The sequence below is a fragment of the Treponema parvum genome (assembly GCF_017893945.1).
Classification (GTDB): domain Bacteria; phylum Spirochaetota; class Spirochaetia; order Treponematales; family Treponemataceae; genus Treponema_D; species Treponema_D parvum_A.
Window position 1 is genome coordinate 2,353,384 of sequence record NZ_CP054257.1, and the last position, 17,300, is coordinate 2,370,683.

General features: G+C 40.4%; 22 protein-coding genes and 3 pseudogenes. 7 read left to right on the forward strand and 18 right to left on the reverse strand.

Annotated features, from left to right (window positions below):
• Positions 1-18 precede the first annotated feature (18 nt).
• Together HRI96_RS10405 and HRI96_RS10410 are read left to right on the forward strand one after the other, a co-directional pair.
• Positions 19-1,626 carry a mannitol dehydrogenase family protein gene (locus HRI96_RS10405; protein WP_210117288.1) on the forward strand — a complete coding sequence of 536 codons (1,608 nt, stop codon included), beginning with the start codon at positions 19-21 and terminating at the stop codon, positions 1,624-1,626.
• Between the two features lie 154 nt (positions 1,627-1,780).
• Complete coding sequence (locus HRI96_RS10410; protein WP_210117289.1) at positions 1,781-2,488, forward strand: SAM-dependent methyltransferase; 708 nt, start codon at positions 1,781-1,783, stop codon at positions 2,486-2,488.
• A gap of 82 nt (positions 2,489-2,570) precedes the next feature.
• Here the strand turns inward: HRI96_RS10410 and HRI96_RS10415 are convergent, their stop codons facing one another.
• From HRI96_RS10415 to HRI96_RS11795, 6 genes and pseudogenes are all read right to left on the reverse strand, one after another.
• On the reverse strand, positions 2,571-4,211 hold the full coding sequence (locus HRI96_RS10415; RefSeq protein WP_210117290.1) for a hypothetical protein: 1,641 nt from the start codon (positions 4,209-4,211) through the stop codon (positions 2,571-2,573).
• 163 nt (positions 4,212-4,374) lie between these two features.
• Positions 4,375-4,590: pseudogene (locus HRI96_RS10420) on the reverse strand (hypothetical protein); the annotation flags it as partial.
• A 258-nt stretch (positions 4,591-4,848) separates the two neighbouring features.
• Complete coding sequence (locus HRI96_RS10425; protein ID WP_256729224.1) at positions 4,849-4,983, reverse strand: YbaK/EbsC family protein; 135 nt, start codon at positions 4,981-4,983, stop codon at positions 4,849-4,851.
• A 66-nt stretch (positions 4,984-5,049) separates the two neighbouring features.
• A complete protein-coding gene (locus HRI96_RS10430; protein ID WP_210117291.1) occupies positions 5,050-5,448 on the reverse strand; it encodes a type II toxin-antitoxin system VapC family toxin in 399 nt (132 codons plus the stop codon).
• Complete coding sequence (locus HRI96_RS10435) at positions 5,432-5,710, reverse strand: antitoxin (RefSeq protein ID WP_210117292.1); 279 nt, start codon at positions 5,708-5,710, stop codon at positions 5,432-5,434. Before HRI96_RS10435 ends, HRI96_RS10430 begins: the two co-directional genes overlap by 17 nt.
• A gap of 56 nt (positions 5,711-5,766) precedes the next feature.
• A pseudogene (locus tag HRI96_RS11795) lies at positions 5,767-5,925 on the reverse strand (TfoX/Sxy family protein); the annotation flags it as partial.
• 51 nt (positions 5,926-5,976) lie between these two features.
• Between HRI96_RS11795 and HRI96_RS11800 the strand changes: the two are divergent.
• Positions 5,977-6,099: a hypothetical protein gene (locus HRI96_RS11800; protein ID WP_256729225.1), complete on the forward strand. Its 123-nt coding sequence runs from the start codon at positions 5,977-5,979 to the stop codon at positions 6,097-6,099.
• A gap of 83 nt (positions 6,100-6,182) precedes the next feature.
• On the opposite strand, the gene HRI96_RS10440 is transcribed toward HRI96_RS11800, so the two are convergent.
• On the reverse strand, positions 6,183-6,578 hold the full coding sequence (locus HRI96_RS10440) for a type II toxin-antitoxin system VapC family toxin (protein ID WP_210117293.1): 396 nt from the start codon (positions 6,576-6,578) through the stop codon (positions 6,183-6,185).
• Positions 6,575-6,814, reverse strand: coding sequence for a type II toxin-antitoxin system Phd/YefM family antitoxin (locus HRI96_RS10445; protein ID WP_210117294.1), 240 nt, complete (start codon positions 6,812-6,814; stop codon positions 6,575-6,577). The genes HRI96_RS10440 and HRI96_RS10445 overlap by 4 nt, the downstream gene beginning before the upstream one ends.
• 551 nt (positions 6,815-7,365) lie before the next feature.
• Here HRI96_RS10445 and HRI96_RS10450 point away from each other — a divergent pair.
• From HRI96_RS10450 to HRI96_RS10460, 3 genes are read left to right on the forward strand one after another with little or no spacing between them, the layout of a single operon-like run.
• The gene (locus HRI96_RS10450) at positions 7,366-7,686 is read left to right on the forward strand and encodes a type II toxin-antitoxin system Phd/YefM family antitoxin (RefSeq protein ID WP_210117295.1); all 321 of its coding nucleotides are present in this window, start codon (positions 7,366-7,368) and stop codon (positions 7,684-7,686) included.
• A 3-nt stretch (positions 7,687-7,689) separates the two neighbouring features.
• Positions 7,690-8,040 (forward strand): type II toxin-antitoxin system RelE family toxin, encoded by a 351-nt coding sequence (locus tag HRI96_RS10455; protein WP_256729226.1) that lies wholly within the window; start codon positions 7,690-7,692, stop codon positions 8,038-8,040.
• 8 nt (positions 8,041-8,048) lie between these two features.
• On the forward strand, positions 8,049-8,609 hold the full coding sequence (locus HRI96_RS10460; RefSeq protein ID WP_210117296.1) for a hypothetical protein: 561 nt from the start codon (positions 8,049-8,051) through the stop codon (positions 8,607-8,609).
• Between the two features lie 61 nt (positions 8,610-8,670).
• Here the strand turns inward: HRI96_RS10460 and HRI96_RS11885 are convergent.
• The 10 genes and pseudogenes from HRI96_RS11885 to HRI96_RS10505 form a co-directional block, all read right to left on the reverse strand.
• A pseudogene (locus HRI96_RS11885) lies at positions 8,671-8,832 on the reverse strand (TfoX/Sxy family protein); the annotation flags it as partial.
• The gene (locus HRI96_RS10465) at positions 8,798-9,433 is read right to left on the reverse strand and encodes an alpha/beta hydrolase (RefSeq protein WP_210117297.1); all 636 of its coding nucleotides are present in this window, start codon (positions 9,431-9,433) and stop codon (positions 8,798-8,800) included. The pseudogene HRI96_RS11885 and the gene HRI96_RS10465, both read right to left, overlap by 35 nt.
• 25 nt (positions 9,434-9,458) lie before the next feature.
• Positions 9,459-9,740: a type II toxin-antitoxin system YafQ family toxin gene (locus HRI96_RS10470; protein ID WP_210117298.1), complete on the reverse strand. Its 282-nt coding sequence runs from the start codon at positions 9,738-9,740 to the stop codon at positions 9,459-9,461.
• Positions 9,737-10,009, reverse strand: coding sequence for a type II toxin-antitoxin system RelB/DinJ family antitoxin (locus HRI96_RS10475; RefSeq protein ID WP_210117299.1), 273 nt, complete (start codon positions 10,007-10,009; stop codon positions 9,737-9,739). Before HRI96_RS10475 ends, HRI96_RS10470 begins: the two co-directional genes overlap by 4 nt.
• A gap of 371 nt (positions 10,010-10,380) precedes the next feature.
• Positions 10,381-11,313, reverse strand: a complete 933-nt coding sequence (locus tag HRI96_RS10480; protein ID WP_210117300.1) for an ABC transporter substrate-binding protein — start codon at positions 11,311-11,313, stop codon at positions 10,381-10,383.
• 138 nt (positions 11,314-11,451) lie between these two features.
• Entirely contained in the window at positions 11,452-12,165 is a 714-nt protein-coding gene (locus tag HRI96_RS10485; RefSeq protein ID WP_210117301.1) for an ABC transporter ATP-binding protein, read from the reverse strand.
• Positions 12,152-12,931, reverse strand: a complete 780-nt coding sequence (locus HRI96_RS10490; protein WP_210117302.1) for an ABC transporter permease — start codon at positions 12,929-12,931, stop codon at positions 12,152-12,154. The genes HRI96_RS10485 and HRI96_RS10490 overlap by 14 nt, the downstream gene beginning before the upstream one ends.
• Entirely contained in the window at positions 12,928-13,536 is a 609-nt protein-coding gene (locus tag HRI96_RS10495; protein WP_210117303.1) for a hypothetical protein, read from the reverse strand. The genes HRI96_RS10490 and HRI96_RS10495 overlap by 4 nt, the downstream gene beginning before the upstream one ends.
• 234 nt (positions 13,537-13,770) lie before the next feature.
• Positions 13,771-14,577: a formylglycine-generating enzyme family protein gene (locus HRI96_RS10500; protein ID WP_346267178.1), complete on the reverse strand. Its 807-nt coding sequence runs from the start codon at positions 14,575-14,577 to the stop codon at positions 13,771-13,773.
• On the reverse strand, positions 14,496-15,155 hold the full coding sequence (locus HRI96_RS10505; RefSeq protein ID WP_210117305.1) for a hypothetical protein: 660 nt from the start codon (positions 15,153-15,155) through the stop codon (positions 14,496-14,498). Before HRI96_RS10505 ends, HRI96_RS10500 begins: the two co-directional genes overlap by 82 nt.
• Before the next feature lie 311 nt (positions 15,156-15,466).
• Here HRI96_RS10505 and HRI96_RS10510 point away from each other — a divergent pair, with 311 nt between their 5' ends.
• Entirely contained in the window at positions 15,467-17,221 is a 1,755-nt protein-coding gene (locus HRI96_RS10510; RefSeq protein ID WP_210117306.1) for an ABC transporter ATP-binding protein, read from the forward strand.
• The last annotated feature ends 79 nt before the right edge of the window (positions 17,222-17,300 follow it).

Genomic DNA, 17,300 nt, shown 5'->3' on the forward strand with positions numbered 1-17,300 from the left:
TTAAGGAGGAGGAATTTAATGACTTTATCGAAAGAAAGCATCAAAGATCGAAGCTCATGGGAAGCAAAAAAATATTTTGTGCCCGCCTTTGATCACGAAAAAATGGTTTCTGCAACAAAAAAGGCGCCCGTATGGGTACATTTCGGAGCGGGGAATATTTTCCGCGGATTTTCCGCCGTTTTAATGCAAACTTTGCTTGACAAGGGCGAAACGGAAAAAGGAATTATCGTAGGCGAAGGCTTCGACTACGACATCATAGACAAAATCTACACGCCCTACGACAATATTTCGCTGTTGGTAACGCTCAACGCAGACGGCAGCATAAGCAAAAAGATTGTAGCGTCAATAGCCGAAGCATGGAAATGCGATTCTTCATTTAAAAAAGAATGGGATTCGTTCAAAGAAGTTTTTGCAAATACGTCTTTGCAAATGGTAACATTTACAATTACGGAAAAAGGCTATGCGCTGGGTCAAGGAAATAATTTTTTTCCGTTTGTGACTGCAGACTTTGAAGCGGGACCCGAAGGTAAGCTTAACAGCATGATGAGCAAGATAACCGCACTTGTCTATCATCGCTTTAAAACATGCAAAACGCCCGTCGCCTTAGTCAGCACGGACAACTGTTCGCACAACGGCGAAAAACTGCAAAATGCGGTTCTAACCGTCGCAAAAAAATGGGTTGAAAAGAAATTTTGCGAAAAAGAATTTATTTCTTATCTTGAAAAAAACGTTTCTTTTCCCTGGTCGATGATCGATAAGATAACTCCTCGTCCGGACGCTTCCGTAAAAGCTATGCTTGAAAAAGACGGGTTTGACGATACGGAAGTCGTAGTTACAGGGAAAAACACTTATATCGCGCCCTTTGTAAATGCCGAAAAACCCGAATATCTTGTCATCGAAGACAATTTTCCGAACGGACGGCCGCCGCTTGAAAAAGCCGGCGTATATTTTACCGACAGAGATACCGTAAACAAAGTTGAAAAAATGAAGGTCTGCACCTGTTTAAATCCTCTGCACACCTGCCTTGCAGTTTACGGATGCCTTTTGGGCTATACCCTCATCGCCGACGAAATGAAAGATCCCGTGCTCAACAAGATGGTCAACATCATAGGCTATAAAGAAGGAATGCCTGTAGTCGTGAATCCCAAAATTCTCGATCCTAAGAAGTTTATAAAAGAAGTTCTCGAAGAGCGCATTCCAAATCCGTTTATGCCCGACACGCCCCAGCGCATCGCGACGGATACGAGCCAAAAACTGTCCATACGCTTCGGAGAAACCATAAAGGCGTATCTTGCGGATAAAAAACTTAACGTAAAGGACTTAAAACTTATTCCGCTTGTTTTTGCAGGCTGGCTGCGCTACCTTCTTGCCGTGGACGACGAAGGAAAGCCTTTTACCCCTTCCAGCGATCCGCGCCTTGAATCCTCGCAAAAATACCTTGAAGGTATAAAACTTTCAAGCAAAGGTCCGTTTGACAAAGCTCTCAAGCCCTTGCTGAGCGACGAAACCTTGTTCGGCGTAGACCTTTACAAGGCCGGTTTGGCTGACACCGTAACCGGATATTTTGCGGAACTTGTGGCAGGTCCGGGAGCTGTCAGAAAAACCCTTGAAAAATATGTAAAATAAGTTTCCCGCCTGAATTTAGCCTTGTTGAATTTAAGGCTGAATTTAGGCCGGATCGCAAAAACTGCACATGTGCCGTCTGCCGCAGCGGGTTTGCCCCGCAGTACCGGGCGGTGCTGCGGCAATGCGTCGAGAGAAATCAAAAAATCAAAGCAAAATGGAAAGCGCACTTTATCTTATTCCCGTAACGCTGGGACAAACGCCTTACGAAAAAGTTTTTCCCCCTTATAATCACGACATAATAACAGGCATAAAGCATTTTATAGTCGAAAACGTACGCTCCGCCTGCAAATTTCTTTCAAGGGTGGACAAGTGCGTCCGCACAGAAAACCTTGTCTTTTATGAGCTCAGCGAACACACCCGTAAAAATTCGATTCAAGACTATCTTGATCCTCTTGTAAACGGGCAGCCGATGGGGCTCATAAGCGAAGCAGGCTGTCCCGGCGTTGCGGATCCGGGTGCGGATATTATAGAAATAGCTCATAAAAAAAACTTAAAAGTCGTTCCGCTTGTAGGGCCGTCGTCAATTCTTATGGCGCTCATGGCAAGCGGTTTTAGCGGGCAAAATTTTGCATTTAACGGATATTTGCCCGTTAAGGCTCCCGAGCGGGAAGCGAAGCTTAGGCAGCTTGAACACCGCGCATACAAGGAAGGGCAAACTCAGATATTTATTGAAACCCCGTACCGCAACAGACAAATGATGCAGTCGATCCTTAGCGTGTGCTCCCCTTCTACAAAGGTTTGTGTCGCAGCGGGAATTACCTGCCCTGAAGAATATGTAAAAACAAAAACCGCAGCCGAATGGAAAAAAACAAAACTGCCTGAAATAGACAGAGTGCCGGCCGTCTTTCTCTTATACAAATGACTTTCAGATCACTGTAAACCGTTCGATCTATAATAATGGCGCAGCCGCACGGGACGTGCGGCTTACCGTTAGATTGTCGGCATTAAGGATTAAAACTGCTTCCATTCATAACAGTAGTTGAAAAACCTATTCCGGAAAACGAGTAAACACTTTCAAAGCTTTCGCTTTCAAGATCCACTATGACTACGCGGTCTTTTTGCACCATGGTGCCCTTACCGAAACCTTTTTTATTTTCATAAATTGAGCCGTCGTCCGCTATCCATATCTTTTTTGATTTTAAAGCGAGTATTTTCTGCGGTCCGAAAAAACCCCTGTTTTCATCGCTGGGCCACTGACCGTAGAAGTTTTGGAAATGGTCAAAGACAAGGGGAGGAGTCAATTCATATGTCCAGCCCAAGGTGTCTTTTTTACCGAAACTTTCGGCGGGGGGTAACGTGCCGTTCATGAGATCCAATTTAACCTTTAACAGTGCGCCTGAGGACACATAGTTACTGTTAGGACTAGGTTCATACCCAATACGGGATTCGTAGGTATAAGAAAACAGAATATACATTTCGTTTTCGTGTATGCGCACGTCTGTAACCCTAGGTGATCCCTTGAGATTAAGAGGTTTTTGGATAAAAGAGTGTGGGTTGCTCGGATCATCCTGTATCGAAATTTCTGAGACAACCTCAAGCCCGTAGCCGCCGGCTCCGAGCTGGATTGGTGACGACTGCGACTCAAGTTGGATCTTCAACCCATTGTTTTCTCGAGTAATTTTATATGTTGTGATTTTAAAAAACGTAGGTTGAGGTTGTGGAGGGACTGAAGGATCATATTGTACCGTATACAAAAACCTTGAACCGTCATCTCCTGCGTTTGAAACCGCAATAAATCCGTTGGCGGGGAATGTGAAACCCGCAACCGGAGTGCTCGATGTAATTTCTTTTGCTACCAATCTTCCGTGATCATTTGGATCAGAAGGATCACAAAAATACAGGCCGCCGTCGACCATAAATAAAATATTGTCTTCGGAACAGTAAATATAACTTACAGATCCTGAAGGTAAGCCGTTTATTTTTTCTGCCAATCTAACGTGATTGTACCCTGACGCGGCGGGGAAAAAGTAGCCATTTGTGTATAAATTTCTTGCCGCATCAAATTCCATGTTAAGGTATTTAGGAAGATCAGTTGCCTCAATATCCGTTTTTTGAAATTTCGGTAAACCTAGCGACCTTACCGCAGTATCTGCTACGTACAGTTCGATATCACATTTTTCATGGGTACCGCTCCTATATTTCCTATAATCCCACAGAACAATCGGCGGGGTGGTATACATGGGAAAGGCTGCGTTTGTGGTTTTTCCCGCTGAAACTCGGACTGTAATGCTGCCGTACGCAAGGCGGGCTCTGCCGTCGTATGCGGATCCCCTTATTGTATAGGTTCCTTCTTCTATATCTGAAAAAGTAACCGAAGATCCGGCGGCTGCGGTTTGCTCCGCTATCACGACGCCGTCTTTGCTTAAAGTTACGGTATAGGTTTTAATATCATCCGTGTTTACCGCAAGCCTTGAAGCTCCTGCGGCGCTCCTTCCCGTCTGCGGCGAAGCTTCCGGCAAAACAACCCTTAAAGACCCGTTCCCCGAGCTGTTTTCAATTCCCAAAGCCTGAAACAAATTGCTGCACGATGTAAAAAGCAAAAAAACGGCCGTCACAAAAACCGTAATAAGAATAGGCTTTTTCATAAAATACCTCCAAAACAATATTTTACGCCTTTACGCCTGCAAAACATATTAAAAACGGCGCCGATCGCCAAACCAAGACGCAGACAAAGGCTTTCTATCGGTATACCGATAAATTATAGCCCAAATACAAATTTTTTTCAATTATTGCGTTGGCTGCGTTGGCTGCTTCTTCACATCTCACTGCAATGTCAGTATCATAATCATATTCCGACAATAACATATTCATCACCTCCCGTGATTTTCGTTGTAAATAGTCTCTTAAAATGTCTTTTTGTATGCATTCTTTTATTGCGTTTTCAAAGCCGTGCTCTTTGTCAAGCGCAGTGTTGCGGCGCACGGCTTCTACAAACATACTGTATTCTTCCAACGGTCTGCAAGTACGATGATTTTGTTATCGATCAGGCACGACACGTCGTTGGAGAGCTTTGTATACATCGCCTGTTCGAGTTTGAGAGGCTTCAGTTCGGTTGAGCTGTCGAGGTGTGTGCCGTGCAGGAAGTAAACACGGCCACCAAAAAAATAAGGAGAGCATTCAGAGCTTGGCGGAAGAAGTTGGAAAGTTTAAGGTGTAAGTAACCTGCACGCGCCGGTCGGGTGCGGCAATTGGCCGCGCCGAGGAACAAAAATTTCAGCAACGTTACACACATAGCGCGCGCAAAACGAGTGCGGCGGCTCCTTGTTCCAAGTAGCGCTCCCCGTCGTCGTCATAGCTTTTTACTTCATAAGGAATTTTAAGGCCGTCAAGAATTCTCATTGCGTTCGTCTTTTTCATATCCTGAATACTACAAGTTAAAGTACGGTTTAAGTCAAGGGTTTGTTGACATCAAATAAGAAATCTTTATCTTTTCCAGTTTTCCAATTTCAATAGCGGAATATTTTTAAAATGCTTTGTGTTGTTCGTTACTAAAATCAAGTCATTGTAAATTGCCGTAGCGGCAATACATAAATCCATATCTTCTATTCGTATTGCTTTTGCATACATTTTTGCTTTTATATCCGCAAAAATTTCCATAACACCGACATTCAATTCTTCAATGGGATAGATTTCACGAATGCGATTTACTTTTATCATATTTTTTTGTTCATTCTGTGAACGTTTTGCGCCGAATACAAGCTCTGCATACGTAATCATCGAAATGGAAATAGGAATATTTTTGTTTTCCTCGAATTTAGACAATATCGTTTTGTCGCCTCGCAGTGCAAATATTATGATGTCGGTATCAATCAAATATGCCATCTAAAGCCTCAAACCTTGGTGAATTGCGACGGGATGTTCTTATGTCGTCAATAATTTCTTCTGCGCTTCTTGCATCTTCCCATGAGCCTGAAAGTTTTAAAAATTCTTCCGTGGCATTTTTTGTTTTTACAGGAACGGAAGTAAAATAATTTTGTAAAATATTAACGACTTGCTGACTGATTGAACGGTTATCGCGTTTTGCAGCAAATTTTAATCTGTCGTATAAGCGGTCATCCATATCACGGACCTGTAATATTGCCATACCATACCCCTGTGTATAGTATATGACGACCTGCATGAAAAATCAATCAAATTTCATCATTTCGTTTTTTTCATTTTCGACGCCGGTAATTCATCATACATCGCGTTAAACAAGCCCGTTATAAATGCTTTGTCCTCAATTCCGTCTACTAAAAACATTTCTTTTGCGCCCGGGTACGGCAATTCGTAAGAAGCGTTCGGCATATACGTAAGCGCCGCAGGAACCGTAAAAATTATCAGGAGAGGTAGTTTAATTATACCTTGATTATGTTTCTTTTATCATCTTCAATAATGACCGCTTGGGAGTTGTTGATAGCGCATATTTCAAGCGTCGGAAAAGCTTGCATAATTTGTTCCGTAACTTTTTTGAACGGCGGAGCCGACACTTGAAAAATGTGAACACAAAAATAAACGCATGGTTTGCAGTCTCCTTTGTATAACGCTCCCCATAATATCATAAGTAGCAGCGGTTGTCAGGATAAAGTTTTCAGGCCGTATTTTTTATAATTTGCAACCTGCGTGTCAACGGATAAAAAATAATAATCGGATTTTATCGATTGCCAAATCATAATGCGATCAAACGGATCTTTGTGTTCTATCGGTAATTTGTAAAAACTAATTAACTCATCATTTTTTAATGACCTGCATTTTAAAAAACTGTTTTTTACTTCTTCATAGAATTCTTCAGGTTTCATTCCTTTTAAAGATAATTTTCCCATATTATATTTTATTGCGATTTCCCATAAACTGGCCTGACTGTAAAAAACCTCATTTTCATCCGCCAATAGTTTTGGATAAACGGAAGGAGATATTTTACTTGTATCGATAAAAGCCCATAATAAATAATGCGTATCCAATAGAATTTTCATATATTAATAAGCTCTTCATCGGACATAGCCCAATTTTCGCTGAATTCGACTTTTACCTTCCCTTCCAGTGTACCGAGTTTTCGTGCTTTTATTTTTTTATATTCTTCGATCGGAACAATTACAGCTATGGTTTCCTGTTTTCGACCGAACGCAATACCGACTTCGCTTCCCGATTCCACTTCTTTTAAAAGCGCAGAGAAATTCGCTCGTACTTTTGCTACCGGTAATGTTTTCATACAAATACAATACTATTTGCGTACAATATGGTCAAGTTGTACATATATATTAGATACTCTCCCGGTAAATTCAAAACAATGCTGGTCGATACGGCAGAAAAGTTGGAATCGCCGCTCGGATTTATTGCATTGCTCATTCAGTTACTGCGTTACATGGGTCGTCTTACAAAAGATCGGCACCTTATAACCTTGTCCAGCAAGCAAAACCAACGCATAGCGATCCCGGCTGTTGTCTAGGCAGAATACTTTCTTTCTTTTTCTGTACATCGCTTCGCACAGCAGAAAAAACATGAATAAATTCGAAAAAATGTCACAAACACAGATTAAGCAAATGTTAGGATGACTGCCTTTCGGACAGCAAAGCGAATCCCTCTCCTACGAAGAACATAGGATATTACCCCCTCCGCACGAATAAAGCTGTATGTATTAACGTCTTATTTTAAGCGTTATAAATAAATAGAAAATTTTTTATTAATAAATATGCCAACAAATATACCAACATATTTGCCAATATTTGTCTTTTGTGTTATATTATTAATGGAGATTTATCTATGAATGCAGTAAATTCAATTAATATATTAGATTCCATAATTCCTATAAGCCGTTTTAATAAAGGTGAGGCGAATAGAATATTTACAGAAGTTAAAAATGACGGAATAAAAATCGTTGTAAAAAATAATACTCCGGAATGTGTTTTGATAAGTCCTAAAGACTATCAAGCGCTAATTGAGCAATATGAAGACGCTTTATTGATGGCTGAGGCAAACAATAGATTATCAAATAATGTAGTGTATATTTCACATAATGATATTCTAAGCGATTTAAACATAAATGAACAAGTCCTAGAAAACATTGATGTCGAATTGGAGTAATCAATGTGGAAAATATTATACCATCCAGAGGCAAAACAAGAACTAAAAAAATTAGATGGATCACAACAAAAAATAGTATTAAAAGCAATAATCAAGGTTGCACAAAATCCTGAGTCTAATATGAAAGGCGGTTATGGTAAACCGCTTGGAAATAAAGGTGGAAATAATTTAAGTGGATTATTCAAGATTAAACTAAAAGGATTAGGATTAAGAATAGTTTATAAGTTAGAACAAGAGGCTTTAGATAATATAATGAAAATCATTGTGATTTCCGTGCGAGAAGCAATGAAGTATATGAAATTGCAGCAAAAAGGGAGTCAAGATAAGCAGCGGGAGAAAAACAATGAAAAATAGAACAAATTATGATTTACGAGTTGCATGGAAAAATACCTCAAAATAGAAGTTTTATTTATTCTGAAGATATTCTGACGAGTACTGTCTTTGGAAATATAAGATATTTTAATTCAAGTTCGTTAATTAATGATTTCCTCTCAAAAGCAACTGATTTAAAAGGTAATAGTTTTAATTACCATTTTTCAGATAATATCCAAATAAATTTTTGGAAGAAATTTTCAAATAAAACAAAAGCTCAGATTAATGAACCTGATTTAGTTTTAGAAGATAAGAATAGTATTTTAATAATAGAATGTAAGTACCATTCTCCCTTGGATGAAAAATTTTCAGAAAGTGAGAATGATTACACAAATCAACTTTTGCGATATTCGACAATCATAGAAGATTATTATTCCGAGAAAAAAAACAAAAATATTATTTTTCTAACATTGAAAGATTATGATGTTGAAACTTGTTTGGAAAAAACTCGGAAAAAATTATCACCTGACACAGCAATACGTGTTAAACAGATGTTAGGTGGATTACCCGTTGATTTAATTTACATTACTGAAAAAATAATTGAATTTTAGACTTTAATGCTGCATTTTGCTTATGGAAAGAAAGAGAGATTTCTGTTTTTCCCCACGTTTTTCATTTTCCCTTCTTCTTTTTCGGCGCCGGTAATTCATCATACATCGCGTTAAACAAGCCCGTTATAAATGCTTTGTCCTCAACTCCGTCTACTAAAAGCATTTCTTTTGCGCCCGGGTACGGTAATTCACGAGAAGCGTTCAGCATGTACGCAACTGCCGACGGAAATAAAGCGCTGTATCCAATTATCAAGAAAGTGCATTTGCTCTTTCGTATGAAACCAATGTTCCCCGTCTTTCATGACAGTAAGCGTTGCACCGATTCGATGTGCAAATTCGGAAATTATTTTAAAAGATGTCAAATTGTCTTTTGCGCCGTAGAGAATATGTGTCGGCGCCGTCCAATGGACAGGATGTTCCCTTACATAGCAAAGATATTCCCACGAAAGTTTTTCCCCAAATGGTGTATCGAATTCGCCTTTATCGCGGAGTTCGCTTTCGTTTACATTTGCCTTCTTCATCATGTTTATAATCAGGTTTTCCATGTTCACAACGGGAGAAATAAAATACGCTTTTTCTATCGGCATATCCGATAAAGCGTGCATGGCAAAAAACGCGCCGATACTGTCTGCTATGATCGTCACGGATTTACAGTTTTTAAAAACGGAATCAAAATACGGCGGGAATTCTTTTTTTGCTTCCCATGGAGATTGGGCCCTGTAATCAAAACCGATAACATCACCGTCTGCAAAAAGCGCTTGATAATGCGAGGCTTCTTTTGCGCTCCCGCCTTTTCCGTGTATGTATATGATTGCGTTTTTCATAATTACGCACCATTCAGGCTGACTTTTATTTTCTAAATAACTCAGAATGTGAACCGGCTCTATGCAACATAAGAACAAGGACGTCATTTAGATGCTCATACACAAGAAGCCAATCAGGATCTATGTGGCACTCCCTTGTTCCCTTATACTTTCCCGACAAGGCATGATCTCTATACTTTGCTTCAAGAGGTTTCCCATGCACAAGTAAATCGATAACGCCAAACAACTTATTTAAGTTTCGATTTTGTTTTTCTGCACGTTTAATATCTTTTTTGAATTGAGTTGTAAATTTTACTTCATATTTCATACTTCCAGTGCTTTTCTTAAATCGCTTATATTTGAATATCCTTTTACACTGTCATCATAAGCAATCTTTCTTCCTTCTGTTATTGCCGATTCCGTAAGATTGTTCGGAATATCCAATCTTAAAGTGAAAGGAATGCCATTTTCCCTGAGTGCCGTTCGCAAAAACATATTTACAGCCGCCGTCATAGTAAGCCCAAGCTCAGAAAAAAGCGCTTCCGCACGGTCTTTAATATCTTTATCGGTTCTAATATTGAGATTTGTAGTTGTCACTTGTTAGCCCCCGTTTATATATACATTATGCTTGTTTTTCTGTCTGTTGTCAACATGTTGTCATCATTTAATAATATGATATAAAGATGATAGACGCAATTCCTTTTTTACATGCTATAGACGGAGTGCTATATAGTAATCGGTAACTTTGCGTTTGTATTTTGAGAAAACCGTGCTACAATAAAAATCCACACCATTATTTTAAAAACAAGCGCGGTACCGTCAGAAAATTCACCGCCGTTACACTCCATTAAGCCTTCATAGCTAGACGAATGGGAAATTTCGAGTTTTGTCAAACTCGAAATCGAACCTAAAAGGCCGAATTTCACTGCCGTCGGAAATTCTGATGATACCGCTTGAAGCTTCGTATTTTATTTTATAAAAAGTTTTTTTACGTCAAACTTATTGTCAATCATTCCGGAAGCGTACATAAAGTCAGCGGTTTTTTGCCAACCTTCCATATCCGCCTGCGTAAGTTCCGTTGAAAAATCGTAAGCTGCAGACATGTCTTTTACAGCCTGCTCCGTAAGTCCAAGATATTTTGCCGTTGTTGCAAACGCTTGGTCTTTGTTTTTTGCTATGTAGTCTGCAATTTTTTTCTGTGCTGAAGCCACTTTTTTTATCACATCAGGATTTTGCTTATAAAACTTTTCCGTTGTTGCAACTGCAATAATTGCGGCAATGTATCCGTCGCCGTCGGTAATCTTATGGTAGCCCTGAGCTCCTGCATTATATGCTGCGGCGCCGGCAAGAAGCGCAACATCGATGCTGCCGCCGTCCAAAGCGGCTTTTGCAGCGGGAATTCCCATGCTCACGTAGCTGACATCCGTGATTTTCATTCCTGCAGAAGCCAGATATGCCGTTAAAAGTTCGTGAAGATTTGTTCCGGCGGGACCTGCAATCTTTTTTCCTCTAAGTGATTCAGGGGAATTGAGCGAAGCGTCTTTTGAATACAGACAGAACGCTTTAGGCGCACGGCTGTACATGTTAAGAACTTTGATATCCGCGCCGTTTGCTGCAGAAAGTATTACGGAAGAACCGCCTACGGCGTACAAAACCTGTACGTCACCTGAAGCAAGAGCCTGTGTCTGTTCCGCGCCGGAAGTGATTTCCGCGTATTCCACCGGAGTCCCCTTAAACTCATTTGCAAAAATCTTCTGATCTTTTTCAATGATTGAAGGAATATTAAGCGGAGAAGTTACATAAGTGAACGTAAGCTTCTTTAATTCTTTTGCCTTGGCAAAAACTGCTGACGATGTTGCCATTAACATTGCTGCCGACAACACAATGATAAATTTTTTCATATAAACTCCTCGCACATTCGCAATGAAATGAGAATGTGCAATTGATAAAAAAGTTTGCAACGCAAACTTTGTAAATAAAAACTTTGGCAATATTTATGACAAAGTTTTTATTATGACCTCCTATAAAAAATTTATTTATTAATTAAAATCTAACTGCGCCATAACCTGCCGCTTAAGATTTAAAAAATACTCGTCCATGAGATTTCTATTCTCTTTTTCAAAATCAATATCAAATTCGCGCTTAACCCTGCCCTTTTCTATTATGGCAATCTTATCTGCCAAAGTTATAGCTTCGTCTATACTGTGGGTTACAAACAGAAGGCTCTTGTTTTCCTTTTTTTCTATTGAAATCAGCTCTTTTTGCATTTGCTCACGCGTAAAATAATCCAAGGCGGCAAACGGCTCGTCAAGCATTATAAAATCGGCCTTATAGGCAAGCGCTCTTGCTATCGCAACCCGTTGCTGCATTCCCCCTGAAAGTTGGAAAGGATACGCTTTAATAAAATCCTTGAGCCCTACCATTTCTATAAGCCTGAATACTTCTTCTTTTTTGTATTCCGATTTTTTTAGACCGAACTTCGTGTTTCCAAGCACGTTGAGCCATGGCATTAACCTTGGCTCTTGAAAAACAAATGTTGTCTTAAAATCCTTTTTAAACTCAATTTCTCCGGAATCCGCGGTTTCAAGCCCGCCGACAAGCCTTAGGAGCGTTGTTTTACCGCAGCCGCTTTTTCCGAGCAGTACGGTTATCTTGTTTTCCGGAATCTGCAAATTTATATCGTTGAGAACATCAATTTTTTTTGAATCGACAGTAAATGATTTTTTTATGTGTTTTAAATTAATTCCAGCCATTTTCTGCCTTTCCCTTTAGAACTTTGTTTAAAACAATTCCGAAAACCTTGTCCGTAAGATAGCCGACAAGTCCTATTACGACGATGCCCACTATCACTCTGTCTGTTCTGGACATTGTCTGCGAAAACAAAATCATGTGGCCGAGCCCCGTAGAGGCTGCAACCATTTCCGCGCCGATTATCGCTCTCCACGCGTAACCGAGCCCGACTCTCATTCCCACTAAAATGTCGGAAATTGCGTTTGGAAGAATGATTTTTGAAAAACATTCCAGCCGTGAATATCCGAATGATTTTCCGACTTCTATCAATTTTTTGTCGCAGCCGGTAAATCCTTTAACGATATTCATATACATAGGAAAAAACGATGCAAGGATGATTATTATTGTCTTAGTAGTTTCTCCGATTCCGCACCACAAAATAAGAAGAGGAATCATGCTGATCGGAGGAACGTTTTTAAAAAATTGAATTAAGTATTCAAAAAAATGTTTTGAAAACGGAACTACCGAACTTATCATCCCCAAAACAAAGGCGATTATAAACGCCAGCGAAAATCCCCTTGCCACTCGCGAAAGGCTTATCCCGATATCAATAAAGATGTCTCCCGATTTTATCATTGCGACAAGGCTTCTAAAGCATTTTTCAGGCGAAGGAAGAATATAAGGGCTTATTATTCCCAGTTTGCAGATTACAGACCAAAGGAGCACAACTGAAAAAATAGTGAGTACCGCAGGAATAAATTTTAAAGAATCGGCTTTTATTTTTTTCATAAAACGCCGTCTCCGTTGTTGCAGCCGTTTTTGCAGTAGAGCATTTCAATCAACTTATAGCCGGACACATCCTCTTTTTCAAAAAAATTTTGTATTTCTTCGCTTCCGGTTATGCTTTTTGTCTTTACTTTAAGGGGAGAAAAAAATCCGGGAGGAATGGGACTTTCGCTGAGAATTGTTTTTTTTAAACCGCATCCGATTTTTTTTGCAAAATCATTCCACGTAATAAAGATTGTATTTTGCAGATTGAGCGCATTACCGTATTCCGCTAAAGATTCGCACGGCGTGGTTATAAATATTTTTCCTTTATCCGCATAGTTTTGCGATATTTCTTTTGCGCAGTGAATCAAAATCGGTTCTATCGAAGGATATCTGACATCCAATTTCGGAAAGGAATTTTTTACTAATTGAACGGCAGGAGGGCAGCGCATATCTATTACGGTTTTATTTGCAGACAAAACCCTTTGTTTATATTTATTGATAACTTTCTTTATCCAGTCGGTTTTACACTCGACAATTTCAAAACCCTTAGCTGAGATAAAGTTGTTTAATTCCCTCTTGTCGTACATGTTTTTAGAAACGGGATTTATAAATACAAAGTTCATAAAGTTTATCTGTGCTAACAGAGAGTAGCAAAAACTAATTACCTAGTCAATTATTTAAGAAATAAAACTTCTTCAGCAAAAAAAAGGAAATTAAATCGGCGGCAACTTCGATTCTTAAAAAAAATATGCAGTTATAAAAATCTTTTTAAAAAGCGTGTTTTCGCTACGCTCACCCTTCCAAGCCCTTGTGCACACGGAGGTACGACTTACAAGACGCTTGCTTAACCGGACACACTAGTCGGCGTTGCGAACAAGGCGGAAGCCATAGTAACGAGTGCGGTTTTGAGGATTGTTATTGCTACGTTCAGAAACCTTTGCATCATTTGCACCAACATACCAATGACCGCCACGTCGGCAGCGGTAAGAGCCGGACGACGAGCCTATATAAGGTGTGGTATCAGATATAGTTCCGTACCAGTCCCAGCACCATTCTCCAGCGTTGCCGCTCATGTCGTACAGCCCATAGCCGTTCGCTTTCCTTACATTGACTTCCCTCGTCCCGTTTTTGCCTGTGTTTGAATCATACCATGCAACTTCATTTATATCGTTGCTTCCGGCGTAGGTATAGTTTTCTCCGCCACGAGCAGCCCATTCCCATTCCGCTTCCGTCGGAAGACGATAGCCGTCGGCAGCAAAGTCGCAGGTTACGGCGTTCCATGTAGCGTTGCCTGAAGTTGTTGGAACAGCACCCCAGTCATCGGGATTAGTCGAATTGCTAATTGTATAGCATGGGGTAAGCCTTTGTTTGATGGAAAGTTTGTTGCAGTATACAATTGCGTCATACCAGTTGACTCCGGTTACGGAATTCTTTCCTGCATCGTCTCCTGTAAGTTCGTTGCCGGTTTTGTCGTAAGCCTTTGCCATATCATTCGGGAGGCTTTCCATAACGTTCTTATACTCCTCCCTCGTAACTTCGTGATCGCTCATGTAAAATGTTTTTATCTCCAGAATGCGACCGTTTATAAATACGCTTGAAGCCGGTATCCAGTTTTCCGTTCCTGCGATTGATTTGCCTCGAACTTCCCTAAAATCTTCAGGGATTCCGACTTTTCAGTCCATTTTGCGTCAATTGAAATATTTTCCGCACCAAAGCTATAAGGCGCATCGCTTTTATCGGAGCTTACAACCCAGCGATATAAATTTTTTCCGAGAGGAGCGTCAAGTTCGGTTGCTTTAGGTTTTTGTACAGCAGAACCGAAAAGCCCTTTTATCTCTTTTGTTTTAGCTCCGTCTTTAAACGCTCCTTCTCCTGTGTTGAATGTGTAGATAATCTCGTTTCTGTCGTAAAATATATAGACCGCGCTTTCGTTTTGGCTCATCGATTTTGCGGTAAAACCTGTATATGTTTTTGCAAGAGCGGCAAGCATTGTGTTTGCTTCAACCGTTTTATCGGTTTCCGTATCAGATGTTTGTAAAACATAATCCGCAATTGCCTTACCGCCTGTCGGCTTTTGTTGTAGGTGGTAAATAGTATAAGTCCCTGTCGGAAGGGCTGTTGTGTATACCGGCTTTTCAACTTCCACAGTCGTCGGTTGAGTTACAATCTTGCATCCTGTAATTCCAATTAACGTGATGAGCGCCGCTACTGCAAGTATTCCAATTTTTCTTAAAGCGTTCATGCCTTCTCCAGCAAAAGTTTTCGCTAGAAATATTTTTTCCGTCCCATTCTGTTCCACTCAAGTTTATGTTTCTCCGAAAACTCTTGTCAAAAAAAATCCCACCTTTTGTATTATAACGCATTTTTTCGGATTTTTCAATTATGTGGCTCAAACTTATACAATAGAACAAATTTACGCAAAAAATATAATATCGTTCAAGTTTTTTAACATATCTTTAAAAATAAACGGTTCAACAAGTTGCATAAATTCCGGCAGAGTTTCATAATATTATACGGTTAGCGTTCGCTAACAAATTATAGCGAGGTAGCATTATGGTTCAAAAAAAATCTGCTTTGGGCTGGATTTTGGATTTTGCAAGTTCTAAAAAACGGCTTTACGTTTATTCCGTTTTTCTTGCAACCGTCGGCGTTATGTTCAGCGTTATTCCGTATGTTATTTTAGGCGGAATAGTTGTCAAGCTGATTCAAGGCAACACGGATTGGAGCTTCTACCTAAGGCAATGCGGATTTATGGCTGTGTGCTGGGTTTTGCGCGGACTTTTTCACAGCTTTAGTACGTCATGTTCGCATATTGCAACTTTCAACGTGCTTGCAAGAACAAGAGCTCTTTGCCTTGATAAAATTGCCCGAATGCCGCTCGGTGATGTTCTTGATAAATCAAGCGGAAGCATTAAAAACACAATCTGCGAGCGCATAGATCAAATGGAAACTACTCTTGCTCACGTTACGCCGGAATTTACGGCAAACATTCTCGGTTCTATCGCGGTTTTCGTTCTGATTTTCAATATCAACTGGAAACTCGGACTTTCATCCCTTGTTACAATTCCGCTAGGCTTTTTGTTTTACTCGTTTATGACAATCGACTACAAGCCCAAATTTGAACGCACCGTAAAAAGCACAAAGGTTTTAAACGATACCGCCGTTGAATACATAAACGGGATTGAAGTGATCAAAGCCTTTGGAAAAGCCGACAGTTCATACGAAAAATTTGCTCTTGCCGCAAAAGAAGGAAGCGCGTGTTTTGTGGACTGGCAAAAATCCGTAAACGTTTGGTTTTCTCTTGCGATGTCGATTTTTCCTGCAACGCTCGTTTCCGTTCTGCCTTTAGGCGCAATTTTGATAATCAACGGAACGCTTGAACCTTATCAACTGATTTACGGAATTATATTGAGCATCTGCTCAGTTCAGCCTTTGTTAACCGTAGCGACATATACGGATGATCTTGCGCAGATAGGCGTTATCGTAGGCGAAGTTGCCGATATTTTGCAAAGCGAAGAACTTACACGGCCTGCAGTTTTGGCAAGCGATGATAAACAGTCGCTCAAAAACAAAGAGTTAAACGTAACCCTTGAAGACGTTCATTTTGCCTACAAAGAAAAAGAAATATTACATGGAATCAGCATGGAAATTCCTTCCGGAAAAGTTACCGCCTTTGTGGGGCCGAGCGGTTCCGGAAAATCAACCGTAGCAAAACTCATAGCAAGTTTGTGGGACGTTAAAAAAGGTTCTATAAAAATCGGCGGCGTTGATGTTAAAAAGATTCCGCTTGAAGAATTGAACAATCTTGTAGCGTATGTAAACCAGGATAACTTTCTTTTTGACAGAACCGTACGCGAAAATATACGAATCGGGAAACCCGGTGCAAGCGACGCGGAAGTTGAAGAAATTACTAAGAAGGCGGGCTGTTACGATTTTATAATGAGCCTTGAAAACGGCTTTGAAACAATGTGTGGAACATCCGGCGGGCACTTGAGCGGCGGAGAAAAACAGCGCATCTGTATTGCACGGGCAATGCTCAAAGACGCTCCGATCGTAATTCTTGACGAAGCGACGGCGTACACGGATCCCGAAAGCGAAGCGGTTATTCAAGCCTCCGTAGCGTCCCTTGTAAAAGGCAAAACTCTGATCGTAATTGCCCACAGGCTTTCCACGATTTGCGAATCCGACAGAATCTATGTAATAAATGACGGGAATATAGAAAACTTCGGCACGCATGCAGAGCTTCTGAACAAATGCGCTCTGTATAAAACTATGTGGCAAAGTCACATAGGCGTAAAAGATGAATAGGGTTTGGGCGGATTTATGGCACATCCGTGTGCGACTGCGGCAGGGATTGGAGGGGCGCGGAGCGTTGGCGGCTTGCCGC